Origin of the sequence: Verminephrobacter aporrectodeae subsp. tuberculatae At4, assembly GCF_000193225.1 — a bacterium.
GTDB lineage: Bacteria > Pseudomonadota > Gammaproteobacteria > Burkholderiales > Burkholderiaceae_C > Acidovorax > Acidovorax aporrectodeae.
The window spans coordinates 1-15,679 of sequence record NZ_AFAL01000435.1 but is presented as its reverse complement, the minus strand read 5'-3'; the positions used below and the strand labels follow the sequence as shown (position 1 = coordinate 15,679).

Here is a 15,679-nt window from a genome sequence, read left to right as displayed (position 1 = left end):
GCGTTCGCGCGCAGCGCCAACGTAAGCCCCACCTGACCCCGGGCGTTGCGCGTGTCAGGGTCGAACCCGCGGCGCAGCAGCGCCGTGATGGTGTCGCCGTCATCGCGCAGGATGGCGACGAAAAAGTCCTCGTGCGCGCCCGCGCGGGTGCGCGCCGCAAGCAGCGCCAGCGTCAGCGCCAGCCATACCGGGCGCCGGCGCAGGCTCATGCCGGCGCCCCCGGCCGGAACAGGTGGTCGAAGTTGCGGCTCGTGGCCTCGGCCACCGCTTCCAGCGCCAGGCCCCGGGTCTGCGCCACCTGCCGGGCCACGTGCGGCAGGTACGACGGGTTGTTCGTCTTGCCCCGGTAGGGCACGGGCGCGAGGTAGGGGCTGTCGGTCTCGATGAGCATGCGCTCCAGCGGAACGAAGGCCAGCACCGTGCGCAGATCCTGCGCGTTCTTGAAGGTCACGATTCCGGAGAACGAGATGTAGTAGCCCAGATCGAGCGCCGCGCGGGCCACCTGCAGCGATTCGGTGAAGCAGTGAAACACGCCGCCGGCCCGGTTGCCGACCCCGTCCTCCCCCTCCTCGCGCAGGATCGCCAGCGTGTCCCCGGACGCGCTGCGCGTGTGCACGACCAGCGGCTTGGCGCAGGCGCGCGCCGCGCGGATATGCGTGCGAAAGCGATCGCGCTGCCACTGCAGGTCGGCGATTGCGCGGCCGCCCTTGCGCTCTTGCAGGCCGTAGTAGTCGAGCCCCGTCTCGCCGATGGCGAGCACGCGCTGCCGCGCGGCGCAGGCCAGCAGGTCCTGCACCGTGGGCTCGGCAACCCCCTCGTTGTCGGGGTGCACCCCCACCGTGCACCAGAAGTTGTCGTGCGCCATGGCCAGCGCGTGCACGCCCTCGAAGTCCTCCATGAGCGTGCAAATGCACAGCGCCCGATCGACCTTCTCCTGCGCCATGGCCTCGCGGATCGCGGGCAGTTGGCTGGACAGCTCCGGAAAATTCAGATGGCAGTGCGAATCGGTGAACATGCGCTTCGGGACAAGGGAGGCCGATCCGCCAATGGCGGAAACGACCGGGATCAGAGGGTCTGCGTCGCGCGGTCGGTGCCCAGCGCCGTGCCCAGCATGCCTTCGATCTTGATCTTCAGCGCGCGCGACTTCTCGTCCTTGGGGAAATGGATTCCCACCCCTTGCGAGCGGTTGCCCGCCGCCCGCGCCGGCGTCACCCAGGCCACGCGGCCTGCCACCGGGTAGCGCTGCGTGTCATCGGGCAGCATCAGCAGCACGTAGACGTCGTCGCCCAGCTTGTACTCCCGGTGGGTGGGAACAAAGATGCCCCCTTCGGTGAAAAACGGGATGTAGGCCGCGTACAGGGCGGCCTTTTCCTTGATGGCCAACTGAATGACGCTGGGCCGGGGCGCGGTGGAGGGGCTGTTCATGGGGATTGCGGAGCTGGCGCAGCGGCGGTCGGGTGCTTGGAGTGTAGGGTGTTTCGCGCCTGGGCGACAAGCGCTTCCAGCATCAGGCCCGCATTGAACGGGTGCTGCGCCGTGCGCGCCGCCTGCGCCAGCGCGCGCGACCAGCGGCTCAGCGCGGCCAGCGGCGGCGCTGCGGGCAGGTCCGCGGGCGCAAAGTAGCGTGGCGCGGCGCCCACGCTGGCCGCGAGCAGGTCGTGGCAGAGCTTTTGCAGCGCGTCGATCGCCTGCGCCGGCGCCCAGTCTGCGAACGCCGCCACACTCCCGCGCGCCACGGCCTGCGGCAGCGCCGACCAGGCATCCGGGCTGCGGCCCGATTGCGCCAACGCCAATGCGTCGTCGGGCCGCCCGCCCGCAGCACGCAGGAAGGCGACGGCCGCCGCGCGCGCGACGCCCTGCGCCTGCAACCAGTCGAGCATGTCCGCCTCCGCGGGCCAGAGCATGCGGTGGCCCAGGCAGCGGCTGCGGATGGTGGGCAGCAGCTGCCGCGCGGCCTCGCTCGCGAGCACGAAGCGCATCTCGCCGGGCGGCTCCTCCAGCGTCTTGAGCAGCGTGTTCGCCGCGATGGTGTTCATCTGCTCGGCCGGGTACACCAGCACCGCCTTGCCGCGACCGCGGGCGTTGGTGCGCTGGGCGAACTCGACGGCGTCGCGCAGGGCCTCGACGCGGATCTCCCGGCTGGGCTTGCGCTTCTTGTCGTCGATCTCGGCCTGGTCCCTTTCCGACAACGGCCAGCCCAGCGCCAGCATCTGCACCTCGGGCATCAGCACGCACAGGTCGGCGTGCGTGCGCACGTCGATGGCATGGCAGCTGCCGCAGGCGCCGCAGGCGCCATCCGCAGTCGGCGCATCGCACAGCCAAGCGCGCACCAGCTCCATTCCCAGCGCGTACTGCCCCAGACCCGAGGGCCCCTGGAGCAGCCAGGCATGGCCGCGCTGCGCCAGCAAACGGCTGCGCTGCGCAGCGATCCAGGGCGCCGGGGCGCTGGCGGCGTTCATTCCAGCCCCTCTTGCGCAGCGGCCATGCTCGCCAGCCAGCCCCTGCGCGCCAGCACGCTGCTGAGCTGCTGCCACACCCGGTCGCGGTCCTGCGCGGCGTCCAGGCGCGCAAAGCGCTGCGGGGCAGCCGCGGCGCGCTGCGCGTAGCCCTGCGCGACGCGGCGAAAGAACTCCAGGGGCTGGGCCTCGAAGCGGTCGGGAACGCTCGCGCCGGCCAGTCGGTCGGCGGCCAACTCGGGGGCGATGTCGAACCACAGCGTCAGATCCGGCTCGCGCATGGCCCGGGCGCCGGGCACCAGGTCCGTTTGCACCATGCGCTCCAATTTTGCGAGCACCCCGAAATCGACCCCGTGCCCCGCGCCCTGGTAGGCAAAGCTCGAGTCGGTGAAGCGGTCGCAGAGCACCACGTCGCCGCGCGCCAGCGCGGGCTCGATGACGCAGCGCAGGTGATCGCGGCGGGCGGCAAAGACCAGCAGGGATTCGGTGAGCGCGTCCATGGTCTCGCCGAGCAGCAGCGTGCGCAGCCTTTCCGCCAGCGGGGTGCCGCCCGGCTCGCGGCTCACGGTGACCTGGCGGCCCTGGGCGCGCAAGGCGGCGGCCAGGCCCTCGACGTGCGAGGACTTGCCCGCGCCGTCTATACCTTCAAACGTAATGAACAAACCGGATCGTGACATGGGAGCCCTGGGTTGAATCTGCCGGCGCACTACCGCCCCCGCTGATAGCGGTTCACGGCGCGGTTGTGCTCCTCCAGCGAGGCGCTGAAATGGCTGCTGCCGTCGCCCCGGGCGACGAAGTACAGCGCCTGCGTCGGCGCGGGTTGCACGGCGGCCAGCAGCGCGGCCTTGCCGGGCATGGCGATCGGCGTGGGCGGCAGGCCGGCACGGACGTAGGTGTTCCACGGCGTTTTGCTCTGCAAATCACTGCGGCGCAGGTTGCCGTCGAACTTCTCGCCCAGGCCGTAAATCACCGTGGGGTCGGTTTGCAGCAGCATGCCCTGCCGCAGGCGGTTGGCAAACACGCCGGCAATCCGGTGGCGGTCGCCGGCCTGGCCGGTTTCCTTTTCGACGATGCTCGCCAGGATCAGCGCCTGGTCCGCGGACTGCAACGGCGTGTCCGCGGCGCGCTGCGCCCAGGCGGACTCCAGGTGGCGGTCCATGGCGTGCAGCGCGCGGCGCAGCAGCGCGATGTCGCTCGAGCCCTTGGCGTAGGTGTAGGTGTCGGGAAAGAAACGCCCCTCCGGCGCCACGCCGGGGCGGCCCAGCTGCGCCATCAGCGCGGCGTCGCCGAGATGGGCGGAGTCGGGCCGAAGCAGCGTCTCCCGGGCCAGCGCCTGGCGCAGCTGGCGCCAGTTCCAGCCCTCGACGAGCGTCAGCGCGCGCAACGCCTCCTCGCCGCGCACCAGCTTCTGCAGCAGGCCGATGGGCGTCGTCCCCGGGGAATCTCATAGTTGCCCGCCTTGATCGCCCGGTCCTGGCCGGAGAAACGGAACCAGGCGTAGAGCAGGCGCGCGTCGGCCGACGCGCCCGCCGCCACCACGCCGCGGGCCACGCCGCGCGGCGTGGTGCCGGGCTCGATGGCCAGTTCCAGCGCCTCGGTGCCCGCCCACAGGGGCTGGTGCAGCCACCACCAGAGCGCAGCGCCCGCGGCGAGCAAGGCCAATAGGAACCCAACCAGTAAACGTCGCACGACCTGCCGCCTGTTTGATGTGGAGATGAAACACCCGCGAGCCGCGTGCGGCGCCACCCCCCCTTGAGGGGGCGAGCCCGGCGGCCCGGCAGAGCCCGTTCCGCGCTGTCCCGATCTCGGGGATTGCGCCCGTTGCACGCGCCGTGGGCCGCGCGCAGCGCCATGGAGAACCGAATGGGAAAGCGAAGCGGGCATCATAATTGAGCGATGACTGAACCCGTGAACGCTCCTTTGAACGGTGTTGCTCCCCTGCCCCATCTCGGCGTGATCCGCGTGGCGGGCGAGGACGCGGCCGCCTTCCTGCATGGCCAGCTGACGCAGGACTTTGCCCTGCTCGGCATGCAGCAAGCGCGCCTGGCCGCGTTCCTTTCGGCCAAGGGGCGCATGCAGGCGAGCTTCATCGGTTTCCGGCGCAGCCCCACCGAGCTGCTGCTGGTCTGTAGCCGCGACCTGCTGGCCCCACGCTCGCGCGCCTGAGCATGTTCGTGCTGCGCGCCAAGGCCCGGCTGAGCGACGCCAGCGCAGACCATGCCCTCTACGGGCTCGCGGGCGACGCGGTCCCGGCCGCTGCCGACGGCGCGCAGCCCGCGTGGACCCGGGCCGACGTCGGCGCCGCCACCCTGGTGCACCTGTACCCCGCCGCAGGCCAGCCGCGCGCGCTCTGGCTCGCACCGGCGACCGACCCCGCACCGGCAGGCCCGGCGCTGAGCACCGCGCTATGGCTCTGGAGCGAGGTGCGCAGCGGCGTGGCCACGCTGAGCGCCCCCGTGGCCCAGGCCTTCGTGCCGCAGATGCTCAACTACGAGTCCGTGGGCGGCGTGAACTTCCAAAAAGGCTGCTACCCCGGGCAAGAGGTGGTCGCGCGCAGCCAGTTCCGCGGCACGCTCAAGCGCCGCGCCTATGTGGCGCACGCCACGACCGACGTCGATATCGCCGCGGGCGCCGAAGTGTTTGCCGCCGCAGACCCCACGCAGCCCTGCGGCACCGTCGTGCAGGCCGCCCGCGCGCCTGGCGGCGGCGTGGACGCGATCGTGTCGCTGCAAACCTCGGCCGCGCAACAGCCCCTGCAGGTGGGCACGGCACCGGCCGTGCCACTCACGCTCGAGCCGCTACCCTATCCGTTGCTGGAAGATATCTGACAGAATACCGCGCTTCGCCAGTGTCGAGTGGCGATGAACGAAAAATCTTTTTAGTATGAAAATTGAAAGTGAGAAAATGTCGATCTTGAACAATGCCGTGAACTCCATTCGAATCGGAGTTGAAGACTTCGAATCTCCTGATGCGGACCGTAGCGTGTCCGCAATACGAAACATTGCAGCCGGTTTGTTACTATTATTTAAGGCCAAACTCTGCGAGCTTTCGCCGGCAGACAACAAGAATCTGTTAATCCAAAAAGACTTGCGTCCAGTACCTGGGCCTGACGGAAATGTGAATTTCGTTGGCAACGAAAAGAAAACAGTAGATGCCCATCAGATCCGGGAGCGACTGGAAAGTATGAACATCAAAGTGGACTGGCAGCGCGTTGGGCAAATAATCAATCTTCGCAACGAAATTGAACATTACTACACCGAGGAACCATCAGCAGCGGTCCAGGAGGTTGTCGCCAAATCCTTCTTGCTGATTCGGGACTTTGTTAAAAATGAGTTGTGCAAAGACCCTCAAGAGTTGCTGGGCGACGATTGCTGGCAGGTGCTTTTGGAAACCAACGAGGTATATTCGGCTGAAGAAAAGTCATGCAAGGAATCGTTGGAAAAGATTGATTGGAAATACTCGACTGTCAAAACTGCCCTTGGCCATATGCGGTGCCCCGAATGCGCTTCTGCCCTGATTGAGGCGCCTTACGCTAAGGATGAGTACCCGATCATCAACCTGCGCTGCAAATCCTGCAACCATGACTTCGCTTTTAATGATGTCGTGGAGAAATGCGTTTATGAATCGTTTTCAGTTGGTACTTATCGACATCCCAAGGACGGAATCGACTCACCTTCTTATGCAACATGCCCAATATGTGAAAAAAATACCTTTGTCCACAAAGAAACTTGTTGTGTTGCATGTGAGTGGGAACTCGAATACACGGAATGTTCAAGGTGCACGGAGTCGTTATCGCTTGACGATCAGATACTTGAAGGTCTATGCGGTTACTGCAACAACGTAAACGATAAGTTGATGCGCGAATGAAGATATGAACATCGTCAGCAATACTACTCCGAATCGGCTCCCCGCTCCGGCTTAGAGTACTCCGTACACACGCCATTGAGTAACTACTCAGGCCCCTCGCCGTAGGTCATAATCCGTAACTTGATTGTGCACGCGCGAAAGGACAGAATCGTGGAGTTGACTGACGACACGAAGCGATTCATCTCCGAGCTTTGGCTTCGCGCTTTTGCGAGATAGGGGTGTTCCAGCGATGAGCGATCTCTCTGGGCAAGAAACCATGCTGCTGGCGTTTGTCTCGTCGCTTAGCAGAGCAGGCATCAATATTGTCGATCGGTACCAGATTGGCCTGCGACGACTTTCGATACTGAATTTGAACCTTTGGAATAATGTTGTCCCGGCCGTTGCAATGTATTGCGCGATGGCGCTGTTCTTCCATGCCGGATCGGAGTTGATTCCCATGGTGTTCGATTGGCGAACGGCGGCGTTCAGTGGTCTGGCTCAGTTGGTGGCATACAGCTTTTCCTATGCCTTCCGGAACCTGAGTGTGAATCAGGTGACGGTCGCCGGGAAGTTCGCAGACGTATTTATTCCGCTTGGGATATTTTGGTCAACGAACCACTGGAGTTGGGAAACCTACGCGTTCGCGGTCGCGACGACGCTTGTCTGTTTGCCAATGCTTTGGCTGAGCGGACCGAATAGGAAAGGTGGGAAGCTGCTGGCGAGCGGTGGCGTCATTTGGGTGGCGCTGACACTGCAAGCGAGCCTCTCGCCTACCCTGTTCGGGGCTACCTCCACCTCATCTGCCTCCGCGACGCTCGTTTTTGCCACAGCTGTCATGCTGTGGCGCGCCCTCTGGTCTCTCGTTCCCATTCTGGTTACTCGACCGGCGAGCGGCGATGCTCCGTCCGTCAGGTTCTTGCTCAATCCACTCTTTTTTGTTCGCGCGCTACTCACGGTAACGACACAGGTCACCTTTATTTTTGCCGTTGGCAGTCCCGCGTCTGCAATCGCGTGGCCCATACTGAACGCAACCGGAATAATCTCGATGGTGCTTTCCGCGCTCTTTCTAAGAGAGAGAGCTGCACGTTCGGAGTACGTTGTCGTGTGCGCGCTCGGAGCTATTACGCTGCTACGCTTTCTAACGTTATCCTGAATCCATGGCTCTGGCACCGTCGGCGGCCCCATGGTCGGCTTCGTCTGGGGTACGCTCAAACCGCCGAAAATCCCGATGCTCAGGCGTAAACCGCGAATTCCAAGGCGCCAGCCCCTAGTTGAAGACTTCGAATCTCCTGATACGGACCGCAGCACGCTCTCAAATGTGTATTTGGTTGAATTCCACACCATGGCGTTTCATCACTTCTTCGAGTGGCACGGTTTGGGTTTTCTGCCCGAATGTCGATCAGACGTCGCTCTGCAAGGTACCAATCTTCGATGTCGTCCAGGTGCTCAAGGATGGCTTCGCGGGCATAGAAAGTCTTGGTGCGCCCGGTAGCCTGCGCCAGTGCTTCAAGGCGAGTTTCCACTTCGGCGGGTAGTCGGATGGCGAGCATGTTTCGGTTCCTATTCTGAAAACGATATTACTGCATCATCCACTCTTCCTTGGCGACGCTGCACAAGCAAGGGGCCAAGCTGTTTGACGCGCTCACCCCAGCCTTTCAGGGCGCTCCGGTTCAACCTCGCTTTGGTTGATCGGCTGGGCCGTGGGCCCGGGGGCTGAGTAGTTATCATTCGCCCCGCTTGCGCGCCAATCGGTTGCTGGTCACGAATTTCAGCGTGGGGGCCATGCTGGTATCGGAATGGCAGGCGCAGCCCTCACCGTGGGCTGCGGCCACCAGTTCGTGCAGTATTCCGCACTCGCCCGGGGGGTGGCGGGAGTTGCACCGGGCACGCAGCGCGGCAAGTTGCCGCTCCAGCGCACGCATGCTCCTGAGCCGCGCCCGGACACGGACCCATTGGGCGTCTATGAGTCGATTGATGTCTGCGCAGTCGGCGTCTGGCTGTGCGACGAAGTCGAGCAATCGCTTCACGTCAGCCAGCGAAATATCCAGCGCCCGGCAATGGCGGATGAACGCCAGGCGTTCGAGATGCGTGTGGCCGTACGCACGATACCCGTTGTCGCTGCGGACCGGGGCGGGCAGCAATCCGATCTTTTCGTAGTAGCGAATGGTTTCGATATCCACGCCGGTTGCCTGCCCGAGCGCGCTGATGCGCATGGTGGTTTCCATGGGGGCTCCTTCCTGCCTGAAAAATCAGCGCCATTGTCCCATGCGCCTGTAGTTGCGGCGATCCGGCAGGAGTTACCCGGCTGCACCCGGGCACAAAGGCTTGTGCACGCAGCGACAAGCGTTCGCGGGGTCCGGGGCTTAGATTGCTGACAGCCATCGTCGGCTGCCCCGGCCAGGAGCTTCCCCATGAACAGGTGCCCCCCCAGAGTCGATCCGATCACCCTCGCCGTGGTGCGCGGCGCGCTGGAGACCACGCAGCGCGAGATGACGCTGACCCTGGAGAAGACGGCGCGCTCGAGCGTCTTCAACGTGGCGCATGACTACAGCAATGCGCTGTTCAACCACCGCGCCGAGATGATTCTTCAGGGGCAGGATATTCCGATCCACCTCGGCGGCCTGATGCCGGCGATGAAGGCCGTGGCGGCGTTCTTTGGCGACGACGTCCACGCGGGCGACGTGATCTACCACAACGACCCGGTGCTCATGGGCAGCCATATCCTCGACTGCTGCATGTACAAGCCCGTCTTCTACCAGGACCAGTTGGTCTTCTGGAGCGTTTGCAAGGGGCACGTGGCGGACATTGGTGGCCCGGTGCCCGCAGGCTACAACCCCGACGCCCGGGAAATCTACGCCGAGGGCCTGCGCATACCGCCGGTCAAGCTCTGGGAGCGGGGGCGGCCGCGGGGCGACGTGATCAATTTCCTGCTGTCCAACGTGCGCTCGCGCCGCGACTGGGAGGGCGATCTGCGCGCGCAGTTTGGCGCGGTCGGTATCGGCGAGCGCAATCTGGTGGCGCTGCTCGACAAGTACGGCGTGCGCGAGGTGCAGGCCTGCGTGGACGAGTTGCTGAATATGGCCGAGCGCTCCATGCGCGCGCTGATCGCCTCGGTGCCGGACGGCAGCTACCAGGCCAGCGCGGTGCTCGAGGACGCCGGCCACGGGCTGGGCGATCTGCGCATCGATGCCCGCGTGAAGATCCATGGCGACCACTGCAGCATCCGCATCGACAGCCGCCGCAAGTGCCCTACTTCATCAACAGCTACGCAGGCAATTCGCATTCCGGCGTGTACCTGGGGTTGATGATGTTTGCCAAGGTCGCGCCGCCGTACAACGAGGGGCTGTACCGCTGCATCACGCTCGACCTGGGCCCCAAGGGCACGCTGTGCAACGCAGCCGAGCCGGCGCCGCACGTGAACTGCACGACCACGCCGATGGAAACGCTGGCCGATGCGGTGCGCCTGGCGCTGGAGCAAGCCGCGCCGGAGCGCGCCGTGGGCTCCTGGTGCCATTCCAGCGGCATCAACATCGCCGGGCACGATGCGCGCAACCACGAGGACTACGTGACCATGGTCCTGGCCTCGCTGATTGGCGGCGCCGGGGCCAGCGCGCATCGGGACGGCTGGAACGCGGTCGGCCCGCAGTGCTGCTTTGGCGCGCTGACCTCGGGCGACGTCGAGGTCCTCGAGCACCAGTACCCGATCCTGATCCACCGCTACGGCCTGGTCCGCGACAGCGGCGGCGCCGGCAAGCACCGCGGCGGCTGCGCCACGGCCTGGGAGGTCGAGCCTCTGGACCATGCGATGACGGTGATCAGCTTCGGCGAAGGCCGCCACTTTCCGGCCTTGGGCGCGCAGGGGGCCGGCAGTGCACGCGCCGACCTCAAGCTCGGCCGCGTCGAGCGCAAGCAGGGCGACGCGGTGGTCGAGGTGCTGCGCAAGAACGCCATTCTCAGGATCGCTCCCGGAGAGCGCGTCTGCACCGTGAACCCCGGCGGCGGTGGCTGGGGGCCGGCGCTCGAGCGCGCGATCGACGCAGTCGTGCACGACGTGCGCAATGGCTACGTCTCGGCGGACGCTGCCGGGCAGGAGTACGGCGTGATCGTCGACGTTGCCCGTTGGACCGGCCGCCCCGGCCCGGCGCGCCTGGAGGCAAGCACCCCCGAACTGCGCAAGGACAAGCCATGAACTACCGACTGGGCGTGGATGCCGGCGGCACCTTCACCGATTTCGTGCTCGCCGACGACCAGGGCCGCATCCACCTGTTCAAGGCCACCTCGACCCCCGAGGACGGCACCCGGGCGATGGCCGATGGCTTGGCGCAGATCTCCGAAAAGTTGGGCCTGAGCGTCGCCGAAATCCTGGGCCGGACCACGCTGTGCGTGAACGGCACCACCGTCGGGCTGAACGCGCTGCTCCAGCACCGGGGCGTGAAGACCGGCCTGATCTGCACCGCAGGCCACGAGGACTCGCTGGAAATACGCCTGGGCCACAAGGAGGAGGGCTACCGCTACGACGACACCTACCCGCCGGCGCAGATCCTGGTCGAACGCCACCTGCGCATGCCGGTGCGCGAGCGCGTGCTGTCCAACGGCACGGTGCACACGCCGCTCGACGAGCAGGACGTTCGCGCGGCCTGCGCGTGCTTCCGGCGCGAGGGCGTGCAAGCGGTGGCCGTGTCGCTGCTGTGGAGCGTGGCCAACGACCGGCATGAGCGGCGCGCGGCCGAGATCGTGCGCGAGATGCTGCCCGCGGTCTACGTCTCGGTCGGCACCGAGGTGTTTCCGCAGATGCGCGAGTACACGCGCACCTCGACCGCGGTGCTCAATGCCTACCTGGGCCCGGTGCTCGGCGCGTACGTGGCGCGCATCGACAAGTTCTTCCAGGACAGCGGCCTGCGCGTGCCGGTGCGCTACTTCCAGTCGAATGGCGGCATGGCCTCGCGCGCCGTGATGGTCGCGCGCGCCGTGAACGCGATCAACTCCGGGCCGGCCTCGGCGCCGATGGCCGGGCGGCACGTCGCGCGGCCGCTGGGCATCGAGCATTTCATCACCGTTGACATGGGCGGCACCTCGTTCGACGTCACGCTGACGCACCAGGGCAGAACCCCCGTCACCAAGGACAACGACTTTCTGCGCTACCGCATCGGCACGCCGATGATCCAGGTCGAGTCGCTGGGCGCCGGCGGCGGCTCGATCGGCTGGATCGACGGCATGGGCCTGCTCAACGTGGGCCCGCAATCGGCCGGCGCCACCCCGGGGCCGGCCTGCTATGGGCGCGGCGGAACGCTGCCCACCGTGACCGACGCGAACGTGGTGCTCGGCTACCTCAACCCCGAGTCGCTGCTCGGTGGCCGCCTGGCCATCGACGCGGCGGCAGCGCGCCAGGCGATCGCGACGCATCTGGCCGGGCCGCTGGGCATCCCGGTCGAGAAGGCCGCTTACGGCATCTTCCGCATCGTCAACAACAACATGGTCAACGGCATGCGCCGCGTTTCGGTAGAGCGCGGCTACGACCCGCGCGACTTCGCGCTGATCGGCGCCGGCGGCGCGACCGCGCTGCACATCACCGCGCTGGCGCGCGAGATCGGCATCCGCACGGTGCTCGTGCCCCAGCTGGCCTCGGGCCTGTGCGCGTTCGGTCAGATCCTGTCAGACGTGAAATACGACTACATGGCCGCGGCGCCGATGCGGCTCGACGCGCACGCCGATACCGCGCAATTGGAGCAGCGCTTTGCCGCACTCGAGCGCCAGGGCGTGGCCGTTTTGCAGCAAGAGGGAATCCCGCCCGAGCGCATCGCCTTGCGGCGCAGCATCGATATGCGCTACGTCGGCCAGGTCCACGAATGCTCGGTGGACATTGGGACGCTGGCCGTCGGCCCGGCCACCATCGGCACCATCAAGACCGCTTTCCATGCATTGCACAAGCAGCTGTTCACCTACGACGAGCCCGACAGCCTGATCGAGGTCGTGAACATCGGGACCACGGTTCTTGGCCAGAGCGCAGCGCAGCCGCCGCAGTTGCAGCAAGCGCCAAGTGGCGGCCAGGCGTCCAGGGCGATCAGCACGCGCCGGCGCATGATTTTCGGCGCCGATTCGGCCGCCATCGAGACCCCGGTCTACGACGCTGCGCGCCTTGGCGCCGGCGATTCCGTGGCCGGCCCCGCCGTGATCGAGGAGCCGACCACGACCATCGTGCTGCAACCGGGCTGGCAGGCGCGGCTCGACGCCAGCGGCTGCTACGTGATCAGCGCGCAGGGGGGTGCACAGGCGCACGCAACGGACGCAGCATCTCGCTCGGCGCATGCCCGAACTTCTTGCGGAACGCATGGCTGAACTGGGCCTGGTCGCCAAAACCCGCGCCGTAGGCGATCTGCGCCACCGTGGTCCGCCCATTCGCGCGGCTGAGCGCCTCGTGGGCTGATTGCAGGCGCAGCTCGCGGACCCATTGCGCGACGGATTGGCCCGTGTCCTTGAACAACTGGTGCAAATAGCGCAGCGAAATGCCGCTGGCCTGCGCAATGCGCTCGGGCGACAAAGCCGGGTCGGACAGATGCTGGCGCACGTGCGCCTCGATGCGCGCCAGGTGCGCGTCGCGCACCGCCGAGTGCGCTGACTGCAACGCGTCCGGGTGCTGCCGCAGGCTGAGCGCCAACAGGTCGATGAGCTGCGTCGCCATCAGCGCCCGCGCCGCGCTGCCGTGGTCCGTGTCGCAATGGCGCGTGACCCATTGCAGGTAATCGTGGAACAGCCGGCCCATGCCCTGGCGGTTGTCGTACTGCCGCGCGCAGAAACGGCCCGGCTCCCCGATGCGCGCCTTGAGCGCCGCGACCGGCAGCTTGAGCACCCACATCGCGTTGGGCTGGCGGTAGCCGAAGTCATAGGGCTCTTCGCTCGATTCGAGCAGGAACTGGCCCGGCGCGCAGCGGGTGCTGCGCCCGAGCTGCGAGAACCCGACCTCGCCGTGCAAAGGCAGCGTCACGAGCAATTGGCGGTCTTGCGCGCCGCAATGCTGGCGCAGGCGGCGATAGGCCAGCGCGCCCGATTGCAGGCGCGACAGTTGCACGCCGTTCAGGTCCCAGACGTCCAGTTGCCCGTCCAACCGGTCCCCTTCGCCGCAGCGCAGCTGGAGCTTGAAATAGGTTTCGGCGACGACTTCGCGCCAATAGCCAAGTCCATGACCAAGCCCATGGTCAAACCCATGCTGGTGCGGGACGTCGCGGGTCGAGAAACGCTTGTGCATCATGGCCGTGGCAAGGGACTTGTGTGCGGATTGTGCAGTCACGGCCCGGTGCGTGACCGGCTTGTCCGGGCAGTAGTAACCCGGGGTCGCCTGGCACGAGGGCACCGGTAGCCCCCCGCCCTCTTGATGCATTCTTGACGCCCCGCCGCGCACTCTTGCACGCATCTTGATGCCGCCCTTCCTAGCATGGCGCCATGTCTTGGGGAGAATGGCATGGACTGGATCTTCATCGGCCTGGGCGGGTTGTTTTGGCTCGCGACCATGGCACTGGCGCAGGGCTGCGCCCGGCTGTCGCGCCAGAGGGAGCGGTCATGATGGCCAGCGCCTGGATGCTGCTCGCCGCGGTGCTCGCAGCGGCGCTGCTGGTGTATCTGGTGCTCGCCCTGCTGCGCCCGGAGGACTTCTCATGAGCACCGCGGCATGGCTGCAACTGGCGGTCTTCATGGCGCTGCTGCTGGCGCTGGCCTGTCCGCTGGCGTGGGCGATGGACGCGGTAATGGCCGGCCGCTTCGCGCTCGGGCGGCGGCTGGAGGCGCCGCTGTGGCGCCTGGCGGGGGTGCGGCCGGACGAGGAAAGCGGCTGGCTGCGCTACGCGCAGGGGCTGCTGGTGTTCAACGGCCTGGGGCTGCTGGCGGTGTATGCATTGCAGCGCCTGCAGGCCGCGCTACCGCTGAACCCGCAGCGCATGGCGGCGATTGCCCCCGATTCGGCGTTCAACACCGCCGTGAGCTTCGTCACGAATACCAACTGGCAGGGCTACGCGGGGGAGAGCAGCATGAGCCATCTCACGCAGATGCTCGCGCTCACGGTGCAGAACTTTCTCTCGGCCGCGACCGGAATCGTGGTGGCGCTGGCGCTGGTGCGCGGCTTTGCGCGGCATTCGGCGCAGGGCATCGGCAACGTCTGGGTGGACCTGACCCGCGCCACGCTGTGGCTGCTGCTGCCGCTGTCCTTGGTGCTCGCGCTGGTGTTTGCGGGCCAGGGGGTGGTGCAGACGCTGGCGCCCGCGACCACGCTGCAAACGCTGGAGTCCGAGGCCCCGCAGACCCTGGCCATGGGGCCGGTGGCCTCGCAGTTGGCGATCAAGGTGCTGGGAACGAATGGGGGCGGTTTCTTCAACGCCAACTCGGCCCATCCGTTCGAGAACCCCACGCTGGCGAGCAACTGGCTGCAAATGCTCGCGGTGCTGCTGATCCCCGCGGCGCTGTGCCTGGTGTTTGGCCGCATGGTCGGCGATGCGCGCCAGGGCTGGACGATTCTGGTGACCATGAGCCTGCTGTTCGTGCTGTGCGTGGTCGCGGCCACGGCGCTCGAGCAGCAGGGCAATCCGCTGCTCACGCGCTGGGGCGTCGATCAGGCCGCCAGCGCGTTGCAGTCGGGCGGCAATATGGAGGGCAAGGAGGCACGCTTCGGCATCGCCACCTCGGCGCTGTTCGCGGTGATCACCACCGCCGCGAGCTGCGGCGCAGTGATTGCCATGCACGACAGCTTCACGCCGCTGGGCGGCATGCTGCCGATGGCGCTCATGCAGCTGGGCGAGGTGGTGTTCGGCGGCGTGGGATCGGGCCTGTACGGCATGCTGCTGTTCGCCATCCTGGCGGTGTTCGTCGCCGGACTGATGATAGGGCGCACGCCCGAATACCTGGGCAAAAAGGTCGAGGCGCACGAGATGAAGCTCGTGTCCATCGCCATTCTCGTGACGCCGCTGCTGGCGCTGCTGGGAACGGCCGTGGCCGTGATGACCGACGCCGGCCGCGCCGGCATTCAGGCCCCCGGGCCGCATGGTTTCTCGCAGGTGCTGTACGCGCTGTCGTCCGCCGCGAACAACAACGGCAGCGCTTTTGCAGGCCTGTCGGCGAACACCCCGTTCTACAACACGCTGCTCGCGCTGGTCATGTGGTTCGGGCGCTTTGGCGTGATCGTTGCAGTGCTCGCGCTCGCCGGCGCGCTGGCCGCCAAAAAGCGCGCCCCCGCCACCGAGGGAACCCTGCCCACGCACGGCCCGCTGTTCGTCGCGCTGCTCGCGGGCGTGGTGCTGCTGGTGGGCCTGCTCAACTATGTGCCGGCACTGGCGCTGGGCCCGGTGGCCGAGCATTTGCTGCTCTGGCCCCGGTAAGCCCGACGAGCCCGACGA

At 66.6% G+C, this 15,679-nt stretch carries 12 protein-coding genes and 4 pseudogenes; 7 read left to right on the top strand and 9 right to left on the bottom strand.

All coding sequences use genetic code 11. The features are described from left to right. The 6 genes and pseudogenes from VTU_RS27305 to mltG all read right to left on the bottom strand — a co-directional run. Positions 1-209 (bottom strand): annotated as a pseudogene (locus VTU_RS27305) (ankyrin repeat domain-containing protein); the annotation flags it as partial. Beyond that, positions 206-1,015 carry a TatD family hydrolase gene (locus VTU_RS0113960; RefSeq protein WP_010105141.1) on the bottom strand — a complete coding sequence of 270 codons (810 nt, stop codon included), beginning with the start codon at positions 1,013-1,015 and terminating at the stop codon, positions 206-208. The gene VTU_RS0113960 and the pseudogene VTU_RS27305, both read right to left, overlap by 4 nt. Before the next feature lie 50 nt (positions 1,016-1,065). Continuing rightward, on the bottom strand, positions 1,066-1,425 hold the full coding sequence (locus VTU_RS0113955; RefSeq protein WP_010105140.1) for a PilZ domain-containing protein: 360 nt from the start codon (positions 1,423-1,425) through the stop codon (positions 1,066-1,068). Next, positions 1,422-2,459, bottom strand: coding sequence for a DNA polymerase III subunit delta' (locus VTU_RS0113950; RefSeq protein WP_010105139.1), 1,038 nt, complete (start codon positions 2,457-2,459; stop codon positions 1,422-1,424). The genes VTU_RS0113955 and VTU_RS0113950 overlap by 4 nt, the downstream gene beginning before the upstream one ends. After that, the gene (tmk, locus tag VTU_RS0113945) at positions 2,456-3,133 is read right to left on the bottom strand and encodes a dTMP kinase (RefSeq protein ID WP_029554402.1); all 678 of its coding nucleotides are present in this window, start codon (positions 3,131-3,133) and stop codon (positions 2,456-2,458) included. Before tmk ends, VTU_RS0113950 begins: the two co-directional genes overlap by 4 nt. Before the next feature lie 29 nt (positions 3,134-3,162). Further along, a pseudogene (gene mltG, locus VTU_RS27300) lies at positions 3,163-4,145 on the bottom strand (endolytic transglycosylase MltG). A 207-nt stretch (positions 4,146-4,352) separates the two neighbouring features. Here mltG and ygfZ point away from each other — a divergent pair. The 3 genes and pseudogenes from ygfZ (at position 4,353) to VTU_RS0113925 (ending at position 7,455) form a co-directional block, all read left to right on the top strand. Continuing rightward, positions 4,353-5,284 (top strand): annotated as a pseudogene (gene ygfZ / locus VTU_RS27295) (CAF17-like 4Fe-4S cluster assembly/insertion protein YgfZ). A 76-nt stretch (positions 5,285-5,360) separates the two neighbouring features. Continuing rightward, positions 5,361-6,323 carry a hypothetical protein gene (locus tag VTU_RS32800; RefSeq protein WP_169315402.1) on the top strand — a complete coding sequence of 321 codons (963 nt, stop codon included), beginning with the start codon at positions 5,361-5,363 and terminating at the stop codon, positions 6,321-6,323. Between the two features lie 229 nt (positions 6,324-6,552). Continuing rightward, positions 6,553-7,455: a hypothetical protein gene (locus tag VTU_RS0113925; RefSeq protein ID WP_236610738.1), complete on the top strand. Its 903-nt coding sequence runs from the start codon at positions 6,553-6,555 to the stop codon at positions 7,453-7,455. A gap of 79 nt (positions 7,456-7,534) precedes the next feature. On the opposite strand, the gene relB is transcribed toward VTU_RS0113925, so the two are convergent. Further along, positions 7,535-7,852, bottom strand: a complete 318-nt coding sequence (gene relB / locus VTU_RS31605) for a type II toxin-antitoxin system RelB family antitoxin (protein ID WP_010105135.1) — start codon at positions 7,850-7,852, stop codon at positions 7,535-7,537. A gap of 174 nt (positions 7,853-8,026) precedes the next feature. Beyond that, positions 8,027-8,515: a Cd(II)/Pb(II)-responsive transcriptional regulator gene (locus VTU_RS0113920; RefSeq protein ID WP_040892842.1), complete on the bottom strand. Its 489-nt coding sequence runs from the start codon at positions 8,513-8,515 to the stop codon at positions 8,027-8,029. 198 nt (positions 8,516-8,713) lie between these two features. Between VTU_RS0113920 and capB the strand changes: the two are divergent. After that, positions 8,714-10,491, top strand: a pseudogene (gene capB / locus VTU_RS27290) (caprolactamase subunit beta). Continuing rightward, on the top strand, positions 10,488-12,638 hold the full coding sequence (capA, locus tag VTU_RS0113910; RefSeq protein WP_010105131.1) for a caprolactamase subunit alpha: 2,151 nt from the start codon (positions 10,488-10,490) through the stop codon (positions 12,636-12,638). The pseudogene capB and the gene capA overlap by 4 nt, the downstream one beginning before the upstream one ends. Here capA and VTU_RS0113905 read toward each other — a convergent pair. Continuing rightward, on the bottom strand, positions 12,550-13,677 hold the full coding sequence (locus VTU_RS0113905) for an AraC-like ligand-binding domain-containing protein (RefSeq protein WP_236610737.1): 1,128 nt from the start codon (positions 13,675-13,677) through the stop codon (positions 12,550-12,552). The genes capA and VTU_RS0113905 overlap by 89 nt on opposite strands. 179 nt (positions 13,678-13,856) lie before the next feature. Here VTU_RS0113905 and kdpF point away from each other — a divergent pair, with 179 nt between their 5' ends. Then, positions 13,857-13,955, top strand: a complete 99-nt coding sequence (gene kdpF, locus VTU_RS0113895; RefSeq protein ID WP_236610736.1) for a K(+)-transporting ATPase subunit F — start codon at positions 13,857-13,859, stop codon at positions 13,953-13,955. Continuing rightward, positions 13,952-15,661: a potassium-transporting ATPase subunit KdpA gene (gene kdpA / locus VTU_RS0113890; protein ID WP_010105124.1), complete on the top strand. Its 1,710-nt coding sequence runs from the start codon at positions 13,952-13,954 to the stop codon at positions 15,659-15,661. The genes kdpF and kdpA overlap by 4 nt, the downstream gene beginning before the upstream one ends. Positions 15,662-15,679 lie beyond the last annotated feature (18 nt).

What these genes read in the sequence shown, in the direction of transcription:
- VTU_RS0113960 (WP_010105141.1), bottom strand. Translation starts at nt 1,015, where the DNA reads ATGTTCACCGATTCGCACTGCCATCTGAATTTTCCGGAGCTGTCCAGC.
- VTU_RS0113955 (WP_010105140.1), bottom strand. Translation starts at nt 1,425, where the DNA reads ATGAACAGCCCCTCCACCGCGCCCCGGCCCAGCGTCATTCAGTTGGCC.
- VTU_RS0113950 (WP_010105139.1), bottom strand. Translation starts at nt 2,459, where the DNA reads ATGAACGCCGCCAGCGCCCCGGCGCCCTGGATCGCTGCGCAGCGCAGC.
- tmk (WP_029554402.1), bottom strand. Translation starts at nt 3,133, where the DNA reads ATGTCACGATCCGGTTTGTTCATTACGTTTGAAGGTATAGACGGCGCG.
- VTU_RS32800 (WP_169315402.1), top strand. Translation starts at nt 5,361, where the DNA reads ATGTCGATCTTGAACAATGCCGTGAACTCCATTCGAATCGGAGTTGAA.
- VTU_RS0113925 (WP_236610738.1), top strand. Translation starts at nt 6,553, where the DNA reads ATGAGCGATCTCTCTGGGCAAGAAACCATGCTGCTGGCGTTTGTCTCG.
- relB (WP_010105135.1), bottom strand. Translation starts at nt 7,852, where the DNA reads ATGCTCGCCATCCGACTACCCGCCGAAGTGGAAACTCGCCTTGAAGCA.
- VTU_RS0113920 (WP_040892842.1), bottom strand. Translation starts at nt 8,515, where the DNA reads ATGCGCATCAGCGCGCTCGGGCAGGCAACCGGCGTGGATATCGAAACC.
- capA (WP_010105131.1), top strand. Translation starts at nt 10,488, where the DNA reads ATGAACTACCGACTGGGCGTGGATGCCGGCGGCACCTTCACCGATTTC.
- VTU_RS0113905 (WP_236610737.1), bottom strand. Translation starts at nt 13,677, where the DNA reads ATGCATCAAGAGGGCGGGGGGCTACCGGTGCCCTCGTGCCAGGCGACC.
- kdpF (WP_236610736.1), top strand. Translation starts at nt 13,857, where the DNA reads ATGATGGCCAGCGCCTGGATGCTGCTCGCCGCGGTGCTCGCAGCGGCG.
- kdpA (WP_010105124.1), top strand. Translation starts at nt 13,952, where the DNA reads ATGAGCACCGCGGCATGGCTGCAACTGGCGGTCTTCATGGCGCTGCTG.